The organism is Arthrobacter burdickii (genome assembly GCF_030433645.1).
Taxonomy (GTDB): domain Bacteria; phylum Actinomycetota; class Actinomycetes; order Actinomycetales; family Micrococcaceae; genus Arthrobacter_D; species Arthrobacter_D burdickii.
On the sequence record NZ_JAROCG010000002.1, the window covers coordinates 608302 to 628457 of the forward strand.

16 protein-coding genes and 1 pseudogene are annotated in these 20156 nt (G+C 68.9%); 7 read left to right on the forward strand and 10 right to left on the reverse strand.

Features of this window, described 5'->3' with window-relative positions; all coding sequences use genetic code 11:
* Window positions 1-486: 486 nt before the first annotated feature.
* From P5G52_RS17250 to P5G52_RS17260, 3 genes and pseudogenes are all read right to left on the reverse strand, one after another.
* Window positions 487-840, reverse strand: a pseudogene (locus tag P5G52_RS17250) (hypothetical protein); the annotation flags it as partial.
* A 143-nt stretch (window positions 841-983) separates the two neighbouring features.
* Window positions 984-2750, reverse strand: a complete 1767-nt coding sequence (locus P5G52_RS17255; protein ID WP_301229814.1) for a phospho-sugar mutase — start codon at window positions 2748-2750, stop codon at window positions 984-986.
* A 97-nt stretch (window positions 2751-2847) separates the two neighbouring features.
* The gene (locus P5G52_RS17260; protein WP_301229815.1) at window positions 2848-3648 is read right to left on the reverse strand and encodes a purine-nucleoside phosphorylase; all 801 of its coding nucleotides are present in this window, start codon (window positions 3646-3648) and stop codon (window positions 2848-2850) included.
* A gap of 118 nt (window positions 3649-3766) precedes the next feature.
* Here P5G52_RS17260 and P5G52_RS17265 point away from each other — a divergent pair, with 118 nt between their 5' ends.
* From P5G52_RS17265 to P5G52_RS17280, 4 genes are all read left to right on the forward strand, one after another.
* The gene (locus tag P5G52_RS17265) at window positions 3767-5167 is read left to right on the forward strand and encodes an NAD(P)H-quinone dehydrogenase (protein WP_301229817.1); all 1401 of its coding nucleotides are present in this window, start codon (window positions 3767-3769) and stop codon (window positions 5165-5167) included.
* 180 nt (window positions 5168-5347) lie between these two features.
* Window positions 5348-6760, forward strand: coding sequence for an MFS transporter (locus tag P5G52_RS17270; protein ID WP_301229819.1), 1413 nt, complete (start codon window positions 5348-5350; stop codon window positions 6758-6760).
* A gap of 191 nt (window positions 6761-6951) precedes the next feature.
* Window positions 6952-8379, forward strand: coding sequence for a serine/threonine-protein kinase (locus P5G52_RS17275; RefSeq protein ID WP_301230203.1), 1428 nt, complete (start codon window positions 6952-6954; stop codon window positions 8377-8379).
* Entirely contained in the window at window positions 8376-9116 is a 741-nt protein-coding gene (locus tag P5G52_RS17280) for a hypothetical protein (RefSeq protein WP_301229821.1), read from the forward strand. Before P5G52_RS17275 ends, P5G52_RS17280 begins: the two co-directional genes overlap by 4 nt.
* A gap of 31 nt (window positions 9117-9147) precedes the next feature.
* Here the strand turns inward: P5G52_RS17280 and P5G52_RS17285 are convergent, their stop codons facing one another.
* From P5G52_RS17285 to P5G52_RS17300, 4 genes are all read right to left on the reverse strand, one after another.
* The gene (locus P5G52_RS17285) at window positions 9148-10977 is read right to left on the reverse strand and encodes an acetyl/propionyl/methylcrotonyl-CoA carboxylase subunit alpha (protein WP_301229823.1); all 1830 of its coding nucleotides are present in this window, start codon (window positions 10975-10977) and stop codon (window positions 9148-9150) included.
* Window positions 10978-11085: 108 nt separating this feature from the next.
* The gene (locus P5G52_RS17290) at window positions 11086-11718 is read right to left on the reverse strand and encodes a Maf family protein (protein ID WP_301229825.1); all 633 of its coding nucleotides are present in this window, start codon (window positions 11716-11718) and stop codon (window positions 11086-11088) included.
* Between the two features lie 102 nt (window positions 11719-11820).
* Window positions 11821-12369, reverse strand: coding sequence for an AMIN-like domain-containing (lipo)protein (locus P5G52_RS17295; protein WP_435868725.1), 549 nt, complete (start codon window positions 12367-12369; stop codon window positions 11821-11823).
* Window positions 12370-12591: 222 nt separating this feature from the next.
* Entirely contained in the window at window positions 12592-14307 is a 1716-nt protein-coding gene (locus tag P5G52_RS17300; RefSeq protein WP_301229828.1) for a DUF885 domain-containing protein, read from the reverse strand.
* A 174-nt stretch (window positions 14308-14481) separates the two neighbouring features.
* Here P5G52_RS17300 and P5G52_RS17305 point away from each other — a divergent pair, with 174 nt between their 5' ends.
* Window positions 14482-15753, forward strand: a complete 1272-nt coding sequence (locus P5G52_RS17305; RefSeq protein ID WP_301229830.1) for a serpin family protein — start codon at window positions 14482-14484, stop codon at window positions 15751-15753.
* A 76-nt stretch (window positions 15754-15829) separates the two neighbouring features.
* On the opposite strand, the gene P5G52_RS18340 is transcribed toward P5G52_RS17305, so the two are convergent.
* From P5G52_RS18340 to P5G52_RS17320, 3 genes are all read right to left on the reverse strand, one after another.
* Window positions 15830-16195, reverse strand: a complete 366-nt coding sequence (locus tag P5G52_RS18340) for a YegP family protein (protein ID WP_363321918.1) — start codon at window positions 16193-16195, stop codon at window positions 15830-15832.
* Between the two features lie 72 nt (window positions 16196-16267).
* Window positions 16268-16507: an acyl-CoA carboxylase subunit epsilon gene (locus P5G52_RS17315; protein ID WP_301229834.1), complete on the reverse strand. Its 240-nt coding sequence runs from the start codon at window positions 16505-16507 to the stop codon at window positions 16268-16270.
* Window positions 16504-18087 (reverse strand): acyl-CoA carboxylase subunit beta, encoded by a 1584-nt coding sequence (locus P5G52_RS17320; RefSeq protein ID WP_301230205.1) that lies wholly within the window; start codon window positions 18085-18087, stop codon window positions 16504-16506. The genes P5G52_RS17315 and P5G52_RS17320 overlap by 4 nt, the downstream gene beginning before the upstream one ends.
* Before the next feature lie 259 nt (window positions 18088-18346).
* Between P5G52_RS17320 and P5G52_RS17325 the strand changes: the two genes are divergently transcribed.
* Complete coding sequence (locus P5G52_RS17325) at window positions 18347-19225, forward strand: SDR family oxidoreductase (protein WP_301229836.1); 879 nt, start codon at window positions 18347-18349, stop codon at window positions 19223-19225.
* Window positions 19226-19274: 49 nt separating this feature from the next.
* On the forward strand, window positions 19275-20156 hold the full coding sequence (locus P5G52_RS17330) for a biotin--[acetyl-CoA-carboxylase] ligase (protein WP_301229837.1): 882 nt from the start codon (window positions 19275-19277) through the stop codon (window positions 20154-20156).

The window sequence follows — 20156 nt, forward strand, 5'->3', positions numbered from 1 at the left end:
TAAACGGCAGTCCCTACCCAATCTGCCGATCGCTGCCATTCCTGCCAGGAATGGCAGCAATCGGGCTGTTCTTCTATTCCCTGCGTGGCAATCGGTTCTTGAACCGGCGGTACCGTCGACGAAGCAAGCTGATGACACTGGCATCATCGAGCAGGTTTTGCTTCCCTTGTCCGCCCGTGGGCTTGTTACCGGTGAGATCGTGGCGCATATCGAGGAGGGCTACGAAGCCACAGTTCTCAAGGGCGCCGTCTTAAGGGGCTCATCGTTTTTGAGGGATGCTCCTATATTGGTCACGCGGCGTGAATTAGTCCCGATAGGTGGTGAGTGCGTCGCGGTTGGCTCGTTGTCTTCGTTCGAGGTAGGACAGCGAGTTCGGGGACAGCCGAGGTCGGTGGCGGCTTGAGCCAAGGTGAGGCCGGCGGCGTGGCGTAGTGGTCGAAGAACGCGAGCACGTCCGCGGCGCGTTGTTTCAGGGTCCGGCCCAGACGCGTTCTGTTTCTCCGTCAGCAGGTCCGCGCCGGTGTGCAGGGTCCGTCGGGCCCGGTAGAGCGGGTCCCTGGAACGACCGCGGTGCCCGTAAGTTCCATGTTGGAGTGTCCCTCGACCATGTCCAGCTGCCGTGCCGGGCCCTTCTTTTCGCGGATCGGGGTCAGATCAATGATCACTCTCACGTACTTGTCGCCCTTGCGAGTATGCCGCCAGACGTGCTCATCCACGCCAATCGCGGACACCCCATCGAACATAGTCGGGGCATCGATCAGGCGGCGCTTGCCTTCCGCAAGAACAGCGTCGTTCGCGGCACTCCAGGACACTTGCGAGCCCGGCCGCGACCCGGGTTACGGCGTCAGGACACCTCGCGGGCAGCCCCGCCTCGGGCGAAGATCTCGCAAGAACCCCTTATCGTGCACCTCCCACCCGGCATCCTGCGGGTTCCACAGGCCCATTATCCGCTACACGTCGCGCCCACGCCGCCGGACCGGCGCTCAGAGGCCGAGCGCCTCCCCGACGTCGCGCTTGACCGCGTCGAGGCGCGTACGGGCCGCGGTCTTGGCGTCCTCGAGCTCCGCCGTGGACCCGACGGGCTCCACGACCTCCAGGTAGCACTTGAGCTTCGGCTCGGTGCCGCTAGGCCGGATGATGACGCGCGTCTCGTCGTGCGTCAGATACAGCAGCCCGTCCGTGGGCGGCAGGTGCGCCGACCCCTGGGCGAGGTCCTCCGCGACGCTCACCGGCGAGCCGGCGAAGGACGACGGCGGGTTCTCCCGAAGCCGGTTCATCATGGCGCCCAGCAGGCCGAGGCTCCCCACGCGGACGGAGAGCTGGTCGGAGGCGTGCAAGCCGTGGACGAGGAAGGCGTCATCCAGCAGGTCGAAGAGCGTGCGGCCGGCCGCCTTCGTCGCGGCGGCCAGTTCCGCCAGCAGCAGCCCTGCTGAGATCCCGTCCTTGTCCCGCACGAGTTCGGGTGCCACGCAGTAGCCCAGGGCCTCCTCGTAGCCGAAGGAGAGGTCGTGGACGCGGGCGATCCACTTGAAGCCCGTCAGGGTCTGGGCGTGGTCGATCCCGGACATCCCGGCGATGCGCCCGAGGAGGCGGGAGGACACGATCGAGTTCGCGAACACGCTGCGGCGGGCAGGGTGCCCCGCGGCTCCGTCCCGGGCAACCCCGTCACGTGCGTCCGCCGTGAGGCGCGCCGCCAGGTGCAGGCCGAGCAGTGTCCCCACCTCGTCGCCGCGCAGCATGCGCCACGCGCCGGTGGACGGCTCGCGTGCCGCGAGTGCCACACGGTCGGCGTCGGGGTCGTTGGCGATCACGAGGTCGGCGTCCACCTGTGCGGCGGTCTCCAGGGCGAGGTCCAGCGCCCCCGGCTCCTCCGGGTTGGGGAAGGCGACGGTCGGGAAGTCGGGATCGGGATCGGCCTGCCGTTCGACGACGGTGACGTCGGAGAATCCGGCGGCAGCCAGCACGGCCTGCGCCGTCCGCCCGCCGACGCCGTGCAGGGGAGTGAGGACGATCCGGAGGTCACGGGCCGTGATGGCCGGGTCGGCGAGGGCCGAGACGGAGGCTAAGTAGTCCGCCTCGACGCTCTCGGGCAGCACCGTCCAGCCCGCGGACGCGAGCCCGACGCTCTCGATGGCGCCGACCTCGTCGATCCGGGCGGCGATGCCGGCGTCATGCGGGGCGACGATCTGGACACCGCGCGCATCCTCCTCCACGGCACGCCCGCCCAGGTACACCTTGTATCCGTTGTCCTGCGGCGGGTTGTGGCTGGCCGTGACCATGATGCCCACCTCGCACTCCAGGGCGCGGATCGCGTAGGCCAGCACCGGGGTGGGGAGTTCGCGCGGCATCAGGAAGGTCTCGATGCCGGCCGCGGTGAAGATCGCGGCGGTCTCCTCGGCGAAGATCCGGGAGTTGTGGCGGGCATCGAACCCGACGACGGCGCGGGGTGCGTAGGCACCGGCGGCGAGGTCCAACGCGTGGGCGGCGACACCGGCAGCGGCGCGGCGCACCACCACGCGGTTCATCCGGTTGGGGCCTGCGCCCAGGGCAGCGCGCAGGCCAGCGGTGCCGAAGGCGAGCGGCCCGGAGAAGCGGTCCCGCAGTTCCTGCTCGGAGACGGCGGCCGACCCGTTCCGAGCCCGGACGGATCCCACGAGCGCGCGGAGTTCCTCCGCCGTCTGCGGGTCCGGATCCGCGGCCGCCCACGAGTCGGCGGTGGAGAGGAGGGTGTCCAGTTCAGAGGTGGTCATGCGTGTCCCTTACGTGGATCGGCGGTGGGTGTCCGGCGGTCGCCGGGCATGCCTGCTGGAGGTCCGGCGGTGCGGAGGAGCCGGGGTCGGATGGTGGCTAGATCGTGGCCACGATGTCTGCGAGCAGGCGCGAGATGCGCGGTCCTGCGGCATGCCCCGCCTCGAGGACCTCGGTGTGGCTGAGGGGCACCGGGCTGATGCCGGCCGCCAGGTTGGTCACCAGCGAGATGCCGAAGACCTCCATGCCCGCGTGCCGGGCGGCGATGGCCTCGAGGGCGGTGGACATGCCGACGAGGTCGGCACCGATGCGCTTCGCGTACTGCACCTCGGCCGGGGTCTCGTAGTGCGGGCCGGTGAACTGTGCGTAGACGCCCTCGTCGAGTGTCGGGTCCACGCTGCGTGCGAGGCTGCGCAGGCGTGAGGAGTAGAGGTCGGTCAGGTCGACGAAGGTCGCCCCTTCCAGCGGCGAGGACGCCGTGAGGTTGATGTGGTCGCTGATGAGGACCGGGGTGCCGGGCTGCCAGTGTTCCTGCAGGCCACCGCACCCGTTGGTGAGGATCATGGTCGTCGCGCCGGCGGCCGCTGCCGTCCGCACGCCGTGCACCACGGCCCGCACTCCCTTGCCTTCGTAGAAGTGCGTCCGGGCACCGAGCACGAGGGCGCGCTTGCCGTTCGCCGTTCGGATGGAACGGACGGTGCCGGTGTGGCCGACGACGGCGGGGGCCGAGAACCCGGGGATGTCGGCGGCGTCGAGGGTATGCGTCGTCTCGCCGATCAGCTCGGCCGCCTCGCCCCAGCCGGAGCCGAGAACGAGGGCGGTGTCGTGCCGGTCGATGCCGGTAGCGCGGGCGATATGGTCGGCAGCGTCGCGGGCCAGGTCAAAAGGATCGGAAGTCACCGGTTCAACTTACCCTCTGCGTACGGGGCCCGGCACCGGGCATGGCGCCCTTCCGCGCCGCGCAGCCGCGGGCCTACGGTCGTTACGGCGTGTCAGTGGCATGGGCGATAATCAAATCGTGACCAACCAACTCGATTTCAGTTCATTGCGCCTGGCGATCCTGGGCGGGGGCCCCGGCGGCTACGAAGCGGCACTGGTGGCGGCCTCGCTCGGTGCGAAGGTGACCGTCGTCGAACGGCAGGGCCTCGGCGGATCGGCGGTCCTCACGGACGTCGTGCCGTCCAAGACCCTCATCGCCACGGCGGACACCATGACACGCTTCACCGACGCGAGCGGGCTGGGTGTCCACTTCTCCGCGGACAGCAGGGTCTTCGCGGACCTGGACAAGGTCAACCAGCGGCTGCTGAAGCTCGCCGTGGAGCAGTCCTCGGACATCCGCGCCACCCTCGAACGCCTCGGCGTCCGCGTCATCATCGGTACCGGGAAGCTCCTGGACAACCACCGGCTCGAGGTCGAGTCCGACGGCGAGACCACGATCGTCGAGGCCGACGCCGTCCTCCTCGCGGTTGGTTCGACGCCGCGCGAACTGCCCAGCGCGATGCCCGACGGCGAGCGCATCTTCAACTGGACGCAGCTCTACAACCTCCGCCAGATCCCCGAGCACCTGATCGTCGTCGGCTCCGGTGTCACCGGCGCGGAGTTCGCGAGTGCCTACAACGGGCTCGGGTCCAAGGTCACGCTGATCTCCAGCCGCGACCGTGTGCTGCCCGGCGAGGACGCCGACGCCGCCGAGGTGCTCGAGGGCGTGTTCAAGGACCGCGGCATGACGGTCCTCTCGCAGTCGCGTGCCCAGGCCGTCGACCGCACGGACGACGGCGTGATCGTCCACCTGGCGGACGGACGGACCGTCGAGGGCACCCACTGCCTCGTCGCGGTCGGCGCCGTCCCGAACACCGCGGACATCGGCCTCGAGGAAGCAGGTGTCGCCGTCAACGAGTCCGGCCACATCCGCGTCGACGGCGTCTCCCGCACCACGGCCCCGAACGTCTACGCGGCGGGGGACTGCACGGGCGTCTTCGCCCTCGCCTCGGTCGCGGCGATGCAGGGCAGGATCGCCATCGCCCACCTCATGGGCGATTCGGTCAGCCCCATCAAGCTCAAGCAGGTCGCCTCGAACATCTTCACCTCCCCGGAGATCGCCACGGTCGGCGTGACGGAGGAGGACATCGAGTCCGGGCGGTACCAGGGCGACGTCGTCAAGCTCTCCCTGCACACCAATGCCCGCGCGAAGATGATGAACGTCAAGGACGGCTTCGTGAAGGTGATCTCGCGCAAGGGCTCCGGCACCGTGATCGGCGGCGTCGTCGTCGGGCCGCGCGCGTCCGAGCTGATCTTCCCGCTCGCGCTCGCCGTGACCAAGAAACTGCACGTGGACGACGTCGCCAACACGTTCACCGTGTACCCGTCGCTGACCGGGTCCATCTCGGAGGCGGCGCGGCGCCTGCACGTGCACATCTAGCGCTTTCGCCGGCACCCGAAACGGTGCCGGATGCCGTTACCGGCGTCCACATGGTGGACACGCTTATCCACCCAGTGGACGCCGGTGATCTGATATTGGGGTTCAAACTGAAGCACGGGCGCCGTGCTGCAGGGGCCCTCGTGCACCTGGTGGTCGCGCCTCGTCCGAGAAAGCCGACCCATGACCTCCTCCACGTCCGCTGGTGCCAGCGGAACCACCAAACCGCTGAACTCGCGGGGCAAGGTGATCTTCGCCAGCCTCATCGGCACGACGATCGAGTTCTACGACTTCTACATCTACGCCACAGCCGCCGTACTGGTGTTCCCCGCGTTGTTCTTCCCCAACCAGACCTCTGCGAACCAGCTGCTCAGCTCCTTCGCCGTCTTCGGCGTGGCCTTCGTCGCCCGCCCGCTCGGATCCATCATCTTCGGTCACTTCGGCGACAAGATCGGCCGCAAGGCCACCCTCGTGGCTTCGCTGCTGACCATGGGTATCGCCACGTTCCTCATCGGCCTGCTTCCGTCCGCCACCACCGAGGGGTGGGTGCTCCTCGCGCCCCTGCTGCTCGTCGTGCTGCGTTTCCTCCAGGGACTCGCGCTGGGTGGTGAGTGGAGCGGCGCCGCCCTGCTGGCCACGGAGAACGCCCCCGAGGGCAGGCGCGCCATCTACGGGACGTTCCCGCAGCTCGGAGCTCCGATCGGGTTCATCCTGGCCAACCTGCTGTTCGTGCTGCTGAGTACCACGCTGACCCCGGAGCAGTTCCTGGAGTGGGGCTGGCGTGTGCCGTTCCTGCTGAGCGCCGTGATGGTGGTCATCGGTCTGTACGTACGGCTGAAGCTGATCGAGAGCGCCTCCTTCCAGAAGGTCCAGAACGAGGGCAAGGTCGTGAAGGTGCCGCTCGGCACCACGTTCCGTCGCCACTGGCGCGCACTGATCCTCGGCACGTTCATCATGTTCGCGACCTACGTGCTCTTCTACTTCATGACCGCCTTCACCCTGACCTACGGGACGGCGCCGTCGAGCGTCGAGCAGGCGCAGGCCCGCGCGGCAGCTGCCGGCAAGGAGTTCACCGAGGCGCAGGCTGCAGCGTTCGTCCCCGGCCTGGGCATGGCGCGCACCGACTTCCTGTGGATGCTGATCATCGGTGTCGTCTTCTTCGGGATCTTCACCCTCGTGTCGGGACCGCTCGCCGAGCGTTTCGGCCGGCGCAAGATGCTCCTCGCCACCACCGTGGGCATCGCCGTCTTCGGTCTGCTGTGGGCTCCGCTCTTCGGGGCAGGAACGGTCGGCGCCATGATCCTCCTGATCGTCGGCTTCACGCTCATGGGCCTCACCTTCGGTCCGATGGCCGCGGTGCTGCCCGAACTGTTCCCGGCGAACGTCCGCTACACGGGGTCGGCTGTGGCCTACAACGTGTCGAGCATGATCGGCGCCGCGCCCGCCTCCTTCATCGCGGTCGCGCTCTGGCAGGCCGCGGGTGGAAGTACGGTGCTGGTCGGTGCCTACCTGAGCGTGGCGGCCGTCCTGACGTTCATCGCGCTCTTCATCTCGCGCGAGACACGCGACCACGACTACGAGAACAACGTCGCCTGATCTCTGCACGCGTCCACGCGACGGCGTCGTACCCCACCCGGGTGCGGCGCCGTCGTCGTCTCGGGACTCCTGCTTGCGTCCTCTCGCGGTGCCACCCGTACACTTGAAGCACAGCAGGCTTATCACATCCGCGGCGGTGCGCGGAACAGGTGTGCCCGAAGCCGGGTGACAGGACAGCGGAAGTGGACGATATGGAGAAGCAGGCGCTGGCCGGGCGGTACGCACTGGAGGAGCGTGTCGGGACGGGCGGCATGGCCGAGGTCTTCCGGGCCCGTGACACACGGTTGCAGCGGGACGTCGCCCTCAAGCTCTTCCGGCCCGGCACCGCCGACGGACTCGAGCGGGGATCGGCCGAGGCACGACTGCTCGCGGGGCTCGACCACCCGGGCCTGGTGCGGGTCCTCGACATGGACACCGGCGAAGAGACCGGCGACAACGCCTATCTGGTGATGGAACTGGTCAACGGTCCGGACCTCGGAGTTCTGTTGCGGACCAGGGGACTGCTCGGGTGCGAGGATGTCCGGCTCATGGCGCTGGATCTCGCCCGCACGCTCCAGTACATCCACAGCCGCGGCATCGTGCACCGCGACATCAAGCCGTCGAACATCCTGACCCGGCGGACGGATCCGCACAGCGGCTACTTCGGCTACCTCCTCACCGACTTCGGCATCGCCCGGTTCTTCGACGGCGGACGCATGACGGCGACCGGCCAGGTCATCGGCAGCGCCGCGTACTTCAGTCCCGAGCAGGCCCGCGGCGACGGCGTGGGGCAGCCGTCGGACATCTACTCACTCGGGCTCGTGATGATCGAAGCCCTGACCGGGGAGCGTCCCTTCCCCGGCACAGGGGTCGAGAGCGCCCTCGCGCGCCTGCACCGTAGCCCCTCCATCCCGCACGTGGCAGGTCCCGCACTGTCCGCGCTGCTGGTGTCCATGACCCTGGGAGATCCGGCGGACCGCCCGGACGCGGCGGACGTGGTGGACGCCCTGGTAGCGATGGGCCCGCAGCAGCGCGTCGACCCCCGGACGACCGTGCTGCCGTCCGCCGTCCCGCCGACCCAGGCGATCTCCCTGCCCGCCGGTCCCGGGCCGCTGCACTCCCCGGAACCGGGAGACGGAGGGCCGGACACATCGAGGCTCACGCAGGCGGTCGATGCGACGCGTCCGGTGGCGCATGCGGCAGGTCCCTCCGACGTCGATACCGCCGTTGCCACTGTTACAGCGACTTCCCACCTCGATGGCGCGGCGGGCACGACGTCGAACGCCCGTCCTGGCGGAACGCCGGTTCGGGGACCTGGTCACGCCGGTGGTGCAGCGACGAGCAGCCTCCAGCCTGCCGTGAAGCAGGATGCGGGGCCTTCCCCGCTCGACGGCCCGACGGCATCCGAGTCTCCGGTCCGGACGGCCCGGCCGGCTGCGCCCGGGAAGCCTTCCGCACGGCGCCGCCGCCACGTGCTCCCGTGGCTCGTCTCGGTCCTCGTGCTGGCCCTGGTGGCTGCAGCACTGTGGGCCTTCACAGCGCCGGTGCGGGATGCCGCACCCGCCGTCGAGCCCCTACCTGCCGTCTCCGGCGAACCGGGGGAGAAACTGCAGGAACTCTACGAAAGCGTGAAGCGATGACGACAGCACTCAGGGTGAGGCTGCCGCTCCTGGTCGCAGCCGGACTCCTGCTGACCGGATGCGGTGGGGAGGCCATCAACGCCGCCACGGCCGGGGATTTCCAGGCCGAGGTGAGGACCATCGCCTCGACCGCTGCCGCAGGGGACTCCGCCGGAGCTGTCGCGCTCGCGCAGAGGCTGAAGGCGGAGGTCGACAGCGCCCGGGCGGCGGGCAGCGTCTCGGAAGACCGGGCCACGCTCATCGGCATGCGCATCGACGCCGTGATCGCGTCGCTGGAAGCCGCACAGGCTCCCGTCGGAGATCCACCGTCCGGTGAGGTGACTCCGAGCGCCGTGCCGTCCGATGACGCGCCGGCCGAGGAAACGCCTGCGGAGGAGGTGCCGGCCGAGGAAACGCCTGCCGTGGAGACGCCAGCGCCAGCCGGTCCACCGGCCGATCCAGCGCCTCAGCCCGCGGAGACCTCTCCGGCGCCGGTGGAGCCCGCACCTGCTCCGGCGCCCGATGGCGACGCCTCCGACGACAGCGGCGATACCGGAACGGGCGCCTCCGAGGAGGACGCCGCGGCCCCTGGAAACGGCGGCGACGAGGTGGGCGACCAGGCAGGGGAACAGCGGGAAGCCGCTCAGAAGGCAGCGGAAGAAGCACGCGACAGGGCAGGGAAACAGCGGGAGGCCGCTCAGAAGGCGGCAGAAGAAGCGCGGGACAAGGGCAAGGGCAGCGGCGGGAAGGACAAGTAGCGCCCTGCCCCGGAGCCCCTCCCGAGACCTGCTAGTCCCGGATCGTGGCGATGACGGAGCCGGCTGAGACCGTGTCACCCGGAGCGGCCGTGAGGCCCGCCAGTGTCCCGGACTTGTGGGCCGTCAGGGGCTGCTCCATCTTCATGGCTTCGAGGACCACGATGAGGTCTCCCTCCGCCACGGCGTCGCCGTCGGATGCTGCGACCTTGACGATCGTGCCCTGCATGGGAGAGGTCAGTTCGTCGCCACTCACGGTGGCCTTGCCGGCACGTGCCCGGGAGGACTTCTTCGACTTGGCCGGCGCGCTGGCCTTGCCGTTCGGCGCCGCACCCAGGCCCGCAGGCAGGACCACCTCGAGGCGGCGCCCGCCGACCTCGACGGTGACGCGGTGGCGGGACTCGTCGTCCGACGTCGGGTCCGCCGCACCCTTCCAGGGCTCGATCGTGTTGGAGAACTCCGTCTCGATCCAGCGCGTGTGGATCGAGAACGGCCCCTCGACCGGAGCGAAGGCAGGGTCCGCGACGACGGCCGCGTGGAACGGGAGCACGGTGGGCATGCCGTCGATCACCATCTCGGCGAGGGCCCGGCGGGCCCGCTGAAGGGCCTGCTCCCTGGTGGCGCCGCTGACGATGAGCTTGGCGAGCATGGAGTCGAAGTTTCCACCGACGACCTCGCCGGCCTCGACGCCGGAGTCCACCCGGATCCCCGGGCCGGTGGGGAGCTTGAGGGTCTGCACGGTCCCCGGCGCCGGCATGAATCCGCGCCCGGCGTCCTCCCCGTTGATGCGGAACTCGAAGGAGTGTCCCCGCACTTCGGGGTCGCCGTAGCCCAGTTCTTCACCCCGGGCGATGCGGAACTGCTCGCGGACGAGGTCCAGGCCCGTGACTTCCTCGGAGACGGGGTGCTCCACCTGGAGGCGCGTGTTGACCTCCAGGAACGAGATGGTGCCGTCCTGGCCCACGAGGAACTCGCAGGTGCCGGCGCCCTGGTAGCCCGCCTCGCGGAGGATCGCCTTGGAGGCCTCGTAGAGCCGTGTGTTCTGCTCGTCCGAGAGGAAGGGGGCGGGCGCTTCCTCGACGAGTTTCTGGTTGCGGCGCTGCAGCGAGCAGTCGCGGGTGGAGACGACGACGACGTTCCCGTGCGCGTCGGCGAGGCACTGCGTCTCGACGTGGCGGGGAGCATCGAGGAACCGCTCCACGAAGCACTCTCCGCGACCGAAGGCCGCTGTCGCCTCGCGCACCGCCGAATCGAACAGTTCGGGGATCTCCTCGTGGCTGCGGACCACCTTGATGCCACGACCGCCGCCACCGAAGGCCGCCTTGATCGCGATGGGTAGCCCGAACTCCTCCGCGAAGTCGACGACCTCCTGGACGGACTCCACCGGATCCTTGGTCCCGGGCACGAGCGGCGCTCCGACACGCTCGGCGATGTGGCGTGCCTGCACCTTGTCGCCCAGCTGTGAGATGGACTCCGGGGACGGGCCGATCCAGGTGATGCCGGCATCGATGACGCGCTGCGCGAACTCGGCGTTCTCGGACAGGAAGCCGTATCCGGGGTGGATGGCGTCTGCCCCGCTGCGCCGTGCCGCCTCAAGGATGCGGTCCATGACCAGATAGGAGTCGGCGGCCGTCTCCCCACCCAGCGCGAAGGCCTCGTCGGCCATGCGCACGTGCAGCGCGTCGCGGTCCGGGTCCGCGTACACGGCGACGGACTCCATGCCCTCGTCGCGGGCGGCACGGATGACCCGGACGGCGATCTCCCCACGGTTCGCCACCAGGACCTTCGTCACCGGGCGGTGCTGCCGCGCGGTGCCGTTGCTGCGGACGGAGGATTCGGACGGGGCAAGGGGGGACTGGCTCATGGGGCGTTGGACTCCTTCTTCTCAGTTCGGAGCCTAACCCGCTTTTGGAGCTTCCGCGCATGAATCGTGCTGGAGGGGAGTGTTGGAGGGCGATCCTTTGTAGGTAACCTACAACGCTGGCGCCGGCGCCCAGAAGTCCGTGACGGAGACCCCGGCCGACTGCAGGAGGCCGCGCAGCATGGAGATGCTGAGCCCGACGACGGCATGCGGATCGCCGTCCACGCGGTCGATGAAGGCGCCGCCGAGTCCATCGATGGTGAAGGATCCCGCGCAGTGCAGGGGTTCACCGCTCGCGACGTAGGCCTCGACCTCGGCGTCGGACATGGCTCCGAAATACACGGTCGCGGACGAGACTGCGCCGATGGTGGCGCCGGATCCGCCGTCGCGGGTGTCCACGAGCCAGTGGCCCGTGTGCAGGACGCCGGAGCGACCCCGCATGCGGCGGATCCGTTCGATCGCCACCGCAGATTCGTAGGGCTTGCCGTGCGCCTCGCCGTCGAACTCGAAGACGGAGTCGCAGCCGATGACGAGTGCACCGTCGGTTTCCTCCAGGGCGGCGACGGCCTCGGCCTTGGCGCGGGCCAGAAGGAGGGAGGTGTCGTGCGCGTCGAGTTCGCCGTAGGAGGCGACGACGGCGGGTTCGTCGACGTCGGACACCAGTACCGAGTGGCGGATGCCGGCTTCCGTCAGGAGCTTGGTGCGGGCGGGGGATTTCGAAGCGAGGATCAGGCGGAGGGTCATGCTCCAGCCTAGGCAGGCGCCGGTCCGCCGGCGCAATTCCGGCGGGCCGGTTGGACCTGCCCGGTCCCGTCACCACTTCGGGATGGGACCGGCAGGGATCTGTCACCAGCTGTGTGCGACGTCGACCACCACCCTCGACCCATTACCGGGACCGGGTACCACGAAGACGCGGACTGGAAGCCGCCCCCGCACCCCGATTCCGAAATCCGTATAGCCTTCGAAACTTCCAGCCTTCACGACTTGCCGGAAGGTGGAGTAGCCTGCAACGTTCACGAGTTCGCGGCTATTGGCGGGCATGTACGTCGCACTACCCGCGTAGTTGTAGGCGGGAGCGTTGACTGTCACGGAGAGACGCGCCCCACCGCGTAGAGGAATCGAGTGCGGGGAACCATACGGGTTGTAATTATCGACGTACCTCACGGTGTACCCGGAGACACGACCGTTGACATCGATGACGAGGCGATCGAAGCAAGGATGCTGGCCGGACCGGACGTTGGTGATGGAACCGGAGTAGGTAGGGGTGTAGGCGGCTTTCGCCAACGAACCCCACGTGATGCCGCAATAGGCGGCGGATGCCGGTGGTCCCCCCGCGAGGCCGAGGCCTGCGGTGAGGGCGAGGGCGGCGAGTGTGGCGGAGAGTTTCCCCGTCATGCGCGTTTTGTTCATAGCGCACCACCTTGTTGGAACGGATAGGTGCTTTCATACTGCTCCGGCGTGCAAGGAAAAGCGCCGCCGTCGTGCTGAACGGCACTGAATCGTTAGAGGTACACCGAATCGTTAGGCAATCGCCGACGGCCGTACATATTCGGATAGCGCCGTCGGGTGCAGGCGGGCGGAAATTTCTTCCCGGACCGCCTGCACCGAACGACTCCGTCAGGACACCAGTGCCCGACGCAGCGTGTCGAGACCCACCGACCCGAGGTTGAGGGCCCGTGTGTGGAAATCTCGCAGGTCGAAGCTCCCGCCCTCGCTGGCCCGGACCTCGTCGCGGATCTGCTCCCAGAGCCGCTGGCCGATCTTGTAGGACGGGGCCTGTCCCGGCCAGCCGAGGTAGCGGTTGTACTCGAAGTTGAGCTGGCCCTCGCTGATGGCGATGTTCCGCTTCAGGAAGCCGTAGCCCTTTTCCGGCGTCCAGGTGCCCTCACCCCAGCGCTCGGGGATCTCGAGCTCGAGGTGGACTCCGATGTCGAAGACGACGCGGGCCGCGCGCATCCGCTGGGCGTCGAGCATGCCGAGGCGGTCGCCCGGATCGGCGAGGAACCCGAGTTCCTGCATGAGGCGCTCGGCGTAGAGTGCCCAGCCCTCGCCCTGGCCGGAGACCCAGATGGCGTTGCGGCGCCACGGGTTGAGCAGTGCGCGCTGGTAGGTCGCCGTCGCGATCTGCAGATGGTGGCCAGGAACGCCCTCGTGGTACACGGTGGTCGTCTCCTTCCAGGTGGTGAAGGAGTCCTCGCCCTCGGGCACGGACCACCACATTCGTCCCGGACGGGAGAAATCATCACTGGGGCCCGTGTAGTAGATGCCGCCCTCGTTGGTCGGTGCGATCCTGCACTCGAGGCGGCGCATCACCTCCGGGATGTCGAAGTGGACCCCGGCCATGGCGTCGACCGCCCTGTCCGAGAGTTCCTGCATCCACGCCTGGAGCGCATCGGTGCCCTGCAGCTGACGGGCCGGGTCCTCGTCGAGGATGCGGATGGCCTCCTCGATCGATGCTCCCTCCCGGATCTCGTTCGCGACGGCTTCCTGTTCGGCAATCACGCGGTCGAGTTCCTCGACGCCCCACGCGTACGTCTCCTCGAGGTCGACGGCGGACCCGAGGAAGAGACGCGACATCAGGGCGTAGTGTTCCCTTCCGACGGCGTCCTTCTCGGGTGCTGTGGGGAGGAGGTCGTCCTGCAGGAAGGACGCGAGCGAGCGGTAGGCGCCGCGTGCAGCGTCCGCACCTGAACGGAGCTGCTGCTGCACCGAGTCGGGGAGGTCGGCGTCGTCCGAGTGTGCGGTGGAGCCGAGGGTGTCGAAGAAACCGCCGTCCTCGGCGTACTTCGTAGACTGCTCGATTACGATGCCCACCTGCCGGCGGGCGGCGACGAGACCGCGCTCGCGGCCGGCGCGGAGGGATGCGATGTATCCGTCGATGGCGCCGGGGACATTGGCCATGCGCCCGGCGATATTGCCCCAGTCCTCCGCCGTGGCGGTGGGCATGAGGTCGAAGATCGCACGGATGTTCTGGGCGGGGCAGGCGATGTTGTTGAGTTCGGCGTACCCGAGTCCGGCGTCATGGATCTCGAGGTCGAGTCCGAGCCTCTCGCGCATGGCGTCGAGCGTCACCGCATCCACGTCATCGGCGGGCTGGAGACCGTCGAGCAACCTCAGGGTGTTGCGGGCGGCGTCGGCGAGGGCATCGATGCCTGCCGGGGAGTAGTCCTGGTACTCGGTCTCATGGCCGGGGATGCCGAGTTCGGTGGCGAAATTCGGCATCAGTTCGAGCAGGGTCTCGTAGTAGGACGTGGCGACGGCATCGACGGCGGTCGAGTGCCGTGCCGGCTGCTCGCTGGAGGAGGGGGCGGAAGCTGGGGTGTCTTGGGTCACGTCCAGAGCCTAACCCCAGCGGTTGCCGGAGGCTACTGACTGGCGGCCACCCGGCTCCGCAGGAAGGCAAAGCGCCGAGCGTCGCAGTCCACCGGAACGCAGGTGATCCTCGGCCGCTCTGGATCCACCCGGTGACGGGGCCTACCGTGGGAGCACGACGAGGGGGAATCGGGTATGGAGCACCATGGACAGCCGACCACGCACGGACGCCTGGGCCGGACCGCCACAGCGACCGCGGCCCTGGCCTTGCTGACCGCGTGCGCGGGATCCGCGCCGGACCAGCAGACGGCACCGATCGAGCGCGTCGTCGTCGCCCAGGGCGAGTTTGCGGAGGCCGAGGACGCACTGCTCCGATCCGCCTTCCGCCTCGGCGCGCTCATGACCTCCGATCCGGACGTCAACCAGGTCACCAGCCCGCTCAGTGCCCTCTACGCGCTGTCGATGCTGCGCGCCGGAGCCGGGACGACGACCGCCGCTGAGATGGACGCGGTCCTGGGTCTGCCGGCCGAGCATCGTGACGAGGCGATGAACGCACTCCTCGCAAGCGTCCAGCGCTTCGACGGGAACCCGGGCGACGTCGACGAGGACGATCCGCCCGAGGCTCCCGTCCTGCACCTCGCCAACGCGGTCTTCGTCCCCGAATCCGGCGGCATCGGCGAGGAGTACCTAAAGACCCTGGCCCGCCAGTACGGCAGCGGCGTCTACCCCGTCGATTTCAGCGACGGCGCGACGGCGGGTCGCATCGACGACTGGGTGTCGAAGGAGACCGGCGGCCGGATCGAGAAGGCCCCGATCGAGGTCGGTCCGGGCACGACGCTGTCCCTTCTCAACGCCGTCTACTTCGCAGCGGCCTGGGACGAGCCCTTCGATCCTTCCGGCACCTCGGACCAGGACTTCCTGCTGGTCGATGGCAGCAGGGTGGACGTCCCGATGATGCACGGCACGCGAACGGAGCGGTACGTCGAGGGGGACGGCTGGAGTGGGATCGACCTGCCCTACGGTGACGGCTTCTTCCTGCGGCTCATCCTGCCTGCGGAAGGATCACCGCCGCGGTGGACCGAACAGGAGCTGCTCGACATAGCCTTCCTGCTCGATACAGCCAAGGATGTCCGGGTGGAGCTGAGCTTGCCGAAGTGGGACCACGAGTTCGAGCAGGACCTCCTGGAACCGTTGGCTGCTGCGGGACTCGACGAGTCTTTCGGGTCCGACGCCGACTTCCGTGCCATTCGACCGGGCTCCTTCGTCGACGGCGCTGCCCAGGTGGCCAACATCACGGTCGCGGAGAAGGGCACCGTCGCGGCGGCCGTCACGCAATTGACGATGACGACGGGCGCTCCGATGCCACCCGAGGCGAGCATCTCCTTCGATCGGCCCTTCGGCTACCAGATCGTCCACGAGGAGACAGGACTGCCCGTGTTCCTCGGCACCGTGGCGGATCCGCGGTAGGTGAGCCCGAGAGATGCTTGGAGCCATGCCCGAAGCCAGCCCCGAAGGCTCATGCTGCACTCGCCTCTGAGCGGGGCTAGGTGATGGTGGGCCTTACGGGTCCTCGCGAGGCTCCTGCTGTCTGCGGCCTCGGCAGGCAGAGGTCCGTGATCAGGCCGGTTCCGGCGCACTCACGGAGGGTCCGGATCCCCGCTACGGCCGCCGCCTTGTCCGGGAACGGTCTGGACACGGCAATGACCGCCCCTTCCGGTGTCTTCAACCGGAACCTGAAGGCGTCGTCCCGATCATGGAAAAGCTCGATTATCGCGGCCATGGCTACCCCCTGTAACCGCCCGGCAGAAGGACCACTCGGGCTCGTCGTCGACGCCGAGTCGCAACGCTGCGTCCCGGCTGGCCCGGTAACGGGACGGGGCTTCCCCCATGTGACCCCAGCCACACCCATTTCCCCATGGTAGGGAGCCCGCTGCGTACTGGCGAGTAAGCCGGACGAGGGGTGCTGGACGCGAGGGTTGCGTCAGCGGACGCTGCGGCGCCAGGAGCCGGGTCCCGGCGTTGGGCCCAGCCGCAGCATGGCGCGGCGGACCCAGGACCTGCCGTGGTTCGGCGCCTCGTCCGCTTCCCCGCTTCCCCGCAGGGCGACGACGACGGCGGTGAGGGCCGCCAGTTCTTCCTCCGTGGGGTTGCCGGAGACCACGGAGAGGAGGGCCGGGCTCTCCTGGTCGACGTGGTCGGGCGTGCTGTCCTGCGCGGTCACAGCGGGATGTTCCCGTGCTTCTTGGCGGGGTTGGCAGCCCGCTTGTCGCGCAGGGCGCGGAGCCCCCGGACGATCTGCAGCCGGGTCTCCGACGGCGCGATGACAGCGTCGACGTAGCCCAGTTCGGCTGCCTGGTACGGGTTCAGCAGTTCTTCTTCGTACTGCTGCACGACGTCCGCGCGCGCGGCCTCGACGTCCCCGCCCGCCTCGGCGACGGCCTTGAGCTGCCCGCGGTACAGGATGTTGACGGCGCCCTGGGCGCCCATGACGCCGATCTGCGCCGTGGGCCAGGCGAGGTTGAGGTCGGCGCCGAGCTTCTTGGACCCCATGACGATGTACGCGCCGCCATAGGCCTTGCGGGTGATGACCGTCAGTTTCGGCACGGTGGCTTCGGCGTAGGCATAGAGCAGCTTGGCGCCGCGCCGGATGATGCCCTGGAACTCCTGGTCCTTGCCGGGCAGGAAGCCGGGGACGTCTACGAGGGTCAGGATGGGGATGTTGAAGGCGTCGCAGTGCCGCACGAAGCGGGCCGCCTTCTCCGACGCGTTGATGTCGAGGGTGCCGGCGAACTGAAGGGGCTGGTTGGCCACGATGCCGATGGTGTGGCCCTCGACGCGGGCGTAGCCCGTCACCACGTTCGGCGCATAGAGCGCCTGCATCTCGAGAAAGTGGCTGTCGTCGACGATCGCGTCGATGACGGCGTGCATGTCGTACGGCTGGTTTGCGGCATCCGGAATGAGTTCGTCGAGGGCGAGGTCCTCGTCCGTCACCTCGGCCTCCTCCACGAACTCCGTCAGCGGCGCCTCCGCGAGGTTGTTGGACGGGAGGAAGTCGAGCAGTTCGCGGACGAAGCCGATGGCGTCCGCCTCGTCGGTCGCGAGGTAGGCGGAGGTGCCCGTCGTCGTATTGTGCTGCCGTGCACCGCCGAGGGTCTCCATGTCCACGTCCTCGCCGGTCACCGTCTTGATGACGTCGGGGCCCGTGATGAACATGTGCGACGTCTTGTCCACCATCACCACGAAGTCCGTCAGCGCGGGGGAGTAGGCCGCTCCTCCGGCGCAGGGACCCATGATGAGCGAGATCTGCGGGACCACTCCGGACGCGTGGACGTTGTTGCGGAAGATGTCCGCGAACATCGCGAGCGACGCGACGCCCTCCTGGATGCGGGCGCCGCCGCCGTCGTTGATGCCGATGACCGGGCACCCGTTGCGGAGCGCGAACTCCTGCACCTTGACGATCTTCTCGCCATTGACCTGGCTGAGGGAGCCGCCGTACACGGAGAAGTCCTGGCTGTAGATCGCGATCAGGCGCCCGTCCACCGTCGCGTAGCCGGATACGACGCCGTCGCCGAGGGGCTTCTTCCTCTCCATGCCGAAGGCGGTGGAGCGGTGCACCGCGAAGGCATCGAACTCGACGAACGATCCCTCGTCCACGAGGAGGTCGATCCGCTCGCGGGCGGTGTTCTTGCCGCGGGCGTGCTGCTTCTCGATCGCTTCGGGGCCGGAGGGCTGCTCCGAGAGCGCCTTGCGCCTCCGGAAGTCGGCGAGCTTCCCGGCCGTCGTTGTCAGGTCGAGCTGCAGGTCCTGGTGCATGGAGTCTCCGGTCGGCGGGTGGCATGGGACCGCGCCTCACTGGGCTGCGCGGAGCTCCCAGCCGAGACTGGAGGATTCCGACAAAGTGCGGCGCGTTTTCCCAAGTCTAGTGAGGATCAAAGGGCTTGCCGTTGTAGGACGTCTACAGTTTCCGAGGCCAACGCTTAGCCGGGGCTCCGATGTTACCCGCGAGTAACATCGGAGCATCGCGAGCTGCCGGGCGGCCCCCGGTGCTTATGGTGGGGCCATGACTGCACGCAATGACGCTCAGGAATCCTCCGCTCCGGACGCCCGCCCCGGACACCGATCGCTCGCCGGGCGCACTCTCCTCCTGTCGGGGGGAAGCCGTGGGATCGGCCTCGCCATCGCCCTGCGGGCCGCCCGCGACGGAGCCAACGTGGCCATCCTGGCGAAGACCGGCGAGCCGCACCCGAAGCTCGAAGGGACCGTCTACACCGCGGCTGAACAGATCGAGGCCGCAGGTGGCCACGCCCTGCCCCTGGTCGGCGACGTGCGGCACGACGACGACGTCCGGGCCGCCGTCGATACGACCGTCGGTACCTTCGGCGGCATCGACGCCGTCATCAACAACGCCTCGGCGATCGACCTCTCCAGGACGCCCGACGTGGACATGAAGCGCTACGACCTCATGGCGGACATCAACGTCCGCGGCACCTTCCTGCTGAGCAAGTCCTCCCTCGAGGCGCTGAAGCGTTCGGACAACCCCCACATCCTCACCCTCTCGCCGCCCCTGAACCTCACGCCGGAATGGGCGGGCAGGCATCTGGCCTACACCATGGCGAAGTACGGGATGAGCCTGACCACCCTCGGCCTCGCCGAGGAGCTCAAGGACGACGGCGTCGCCGTGAACTCCCTGTGGCCCGCGACCCTCATCGACACGGCGGCCATCCGCGCCATGCCCGGCGGGGACCGCATCGTCCAGGCGGCTCGTAGCCCGCGGATCGTCGCCGACGCCGCGCACGCCGTCCTGGTCCGCCCGGCACGCGACTGCACCGGGAACTTCTACACGGACGAGGAGGTGCTCCGCGAGGAAGGCGTCACCGACTTCACGCCGTACAGCCTCGGCGCACCCGAGGACCGGCTCGTCCCGGACATCTTCCTCTGAGGTCACGCGCTCCGGGGCAGGGAGCGCGGGGCCGGATAAGATCGATGGCATGTCCTCCCGCTACTCCAATCTCGAGCGCCCGGGCCTGAACCTCGGCGCACTGAGGACAGCCCTGTGCATGCCGTCGGGCCCGTTCTCCCGCCTCGACATCGTGGCACGGACCGGATCCACCAACACCGACCTCGTGGAGCACGCCCAGCGGGAGGCAGCAGGGTGGCCCGACCTGAGCGTCCTCGGTGCCGAAGTGCAGACCGCAGGACGCGGACGGCTGGACCGCAGCTGGATCGCGCCCGAGCGGTCATCGCTGTTCGTCAGCGTGCTCCTGCGCCCGTTCAACCGGCACGGGCGGCCCGTGCCCACCACGGCCTACTCCTGGTTCTCGCTCCTCGCCGCCCTGGCGCTCGCGGAGAGCGTCGAGGATCGCACGAAGATCGCCCCGCAGCTCAAGTGGCCCAATGACGTCACGGTGGACGGCCGGAAGCTCGCCGGTGTCCTGGCGCAGTTCGTGCCGGGCGCGGGTGCAGAGCCGCCCGCCGTCGTCGTGGGGATCGGCCTGAACGTCAGCCTCACCGACGACGAACTCCCGGTGCCCACGGCCACCAGCCTGCTGCTCGAATACGCCGGCACCACGGACCGCAACATCCTGCTCAAGTCCTTCCTGCGCACGTTCGCCGATTCCTACCGTGCCTTCTGCGACGTCGACGGCGACGCTTCCGCGGCGTGGGACAACGGGCCGTCCCTGCTGACCCGGGTCGGGGCGCGCATGGCGACGCTCGGCCAGGACGTCCGGGCCGAACTGCCCGGCGGCGCCCTGCTCAGCGGACGCGCGCTCGCCCTCGATGCCCAGGGCGCGCTGATCGTGCGCGACGACGACGGCGAACGCCACACCATCTCCGCAGGCGACGTCGTGCACCTGCGCCCGCAGGCGTAG

Coding starts and splice junctions, on each gene's coding strand:
- P5G52_RS18340 (WP_363321918.1), bottom strand. CDS start 16,195: ATGGGTGTGGCTGGGGTCACATGGGGGAAGCCCCGTCCCGTTACCGGG.
- P5G52_RS17295 (WP_435868725.1), bottom strand. CDS start 12,369: ATGACGGGGAAACTCTCCGCCACACTCGCCGCCCTCGCCCTCACCGCA.
- P5G52_RS17285 (WP_301229823.1), bottom strand. CDS start 10,977: ATGAGCCAGTCCCCCCTTGCCCCGTCCGAATCCTCCGTCCGCAGCAAC.
- P5G52_RS17330 (WP_301229837.1), top strand. CDS start 19,275: ATGTCCTCCCGCTACTCCAATCTCGAGCGCCCGGGCCTGAACCTCGGC.
- P5G52_RS17290 (WP_301229825.1), bottom strand. CDS start 11,718: ATGACCCTCCGCCTGATCCTCGCTTCGAAATCCCCCGCCCGCACCAAG.
- P5G52_RS17305 (WP_301229830.1), top strand. CDS start 14,482: ATGGAGCACCATGGACAGCCGACCACGCACGGACGCCTGGGCCGGACC.
- P5G52_RS17280 (WP_301229821.1), top strand. CDS start 8,376: ATGACGACAGCACTCAGGGTGAGGCTGCCGCTCCTGGTCGCAGCCGGA.
- P5G52_RS17275 (WP_301230203.1), top strand. CDS start 6,952: ATGGAGAAGCAGGCGCTGGCCGGGCGGTACGCACTGGAGGAGCGTGTC.
- P5G52_RS17325 (WP_301229836.1), top strand. CDS start 18,347: ATGACTGCACGCAATGACGCTCAGGAATCCTCCGCTCCGGACGCCCGC.
- P5G52_RS17255 (WP_301229814.1), bottom strand. CDS start 2,750: ATGACCACCTCTGAACTGGACACCCTCCTCTCCACCGCCGACTCGTGG.
- P5G52_RS17270 (WP_301229819.1), top strand. CDS start 5,348: ATGACCTCCTCCACGTCCGCTGGTGCCAGCGGAACCACCAAACCGCTG.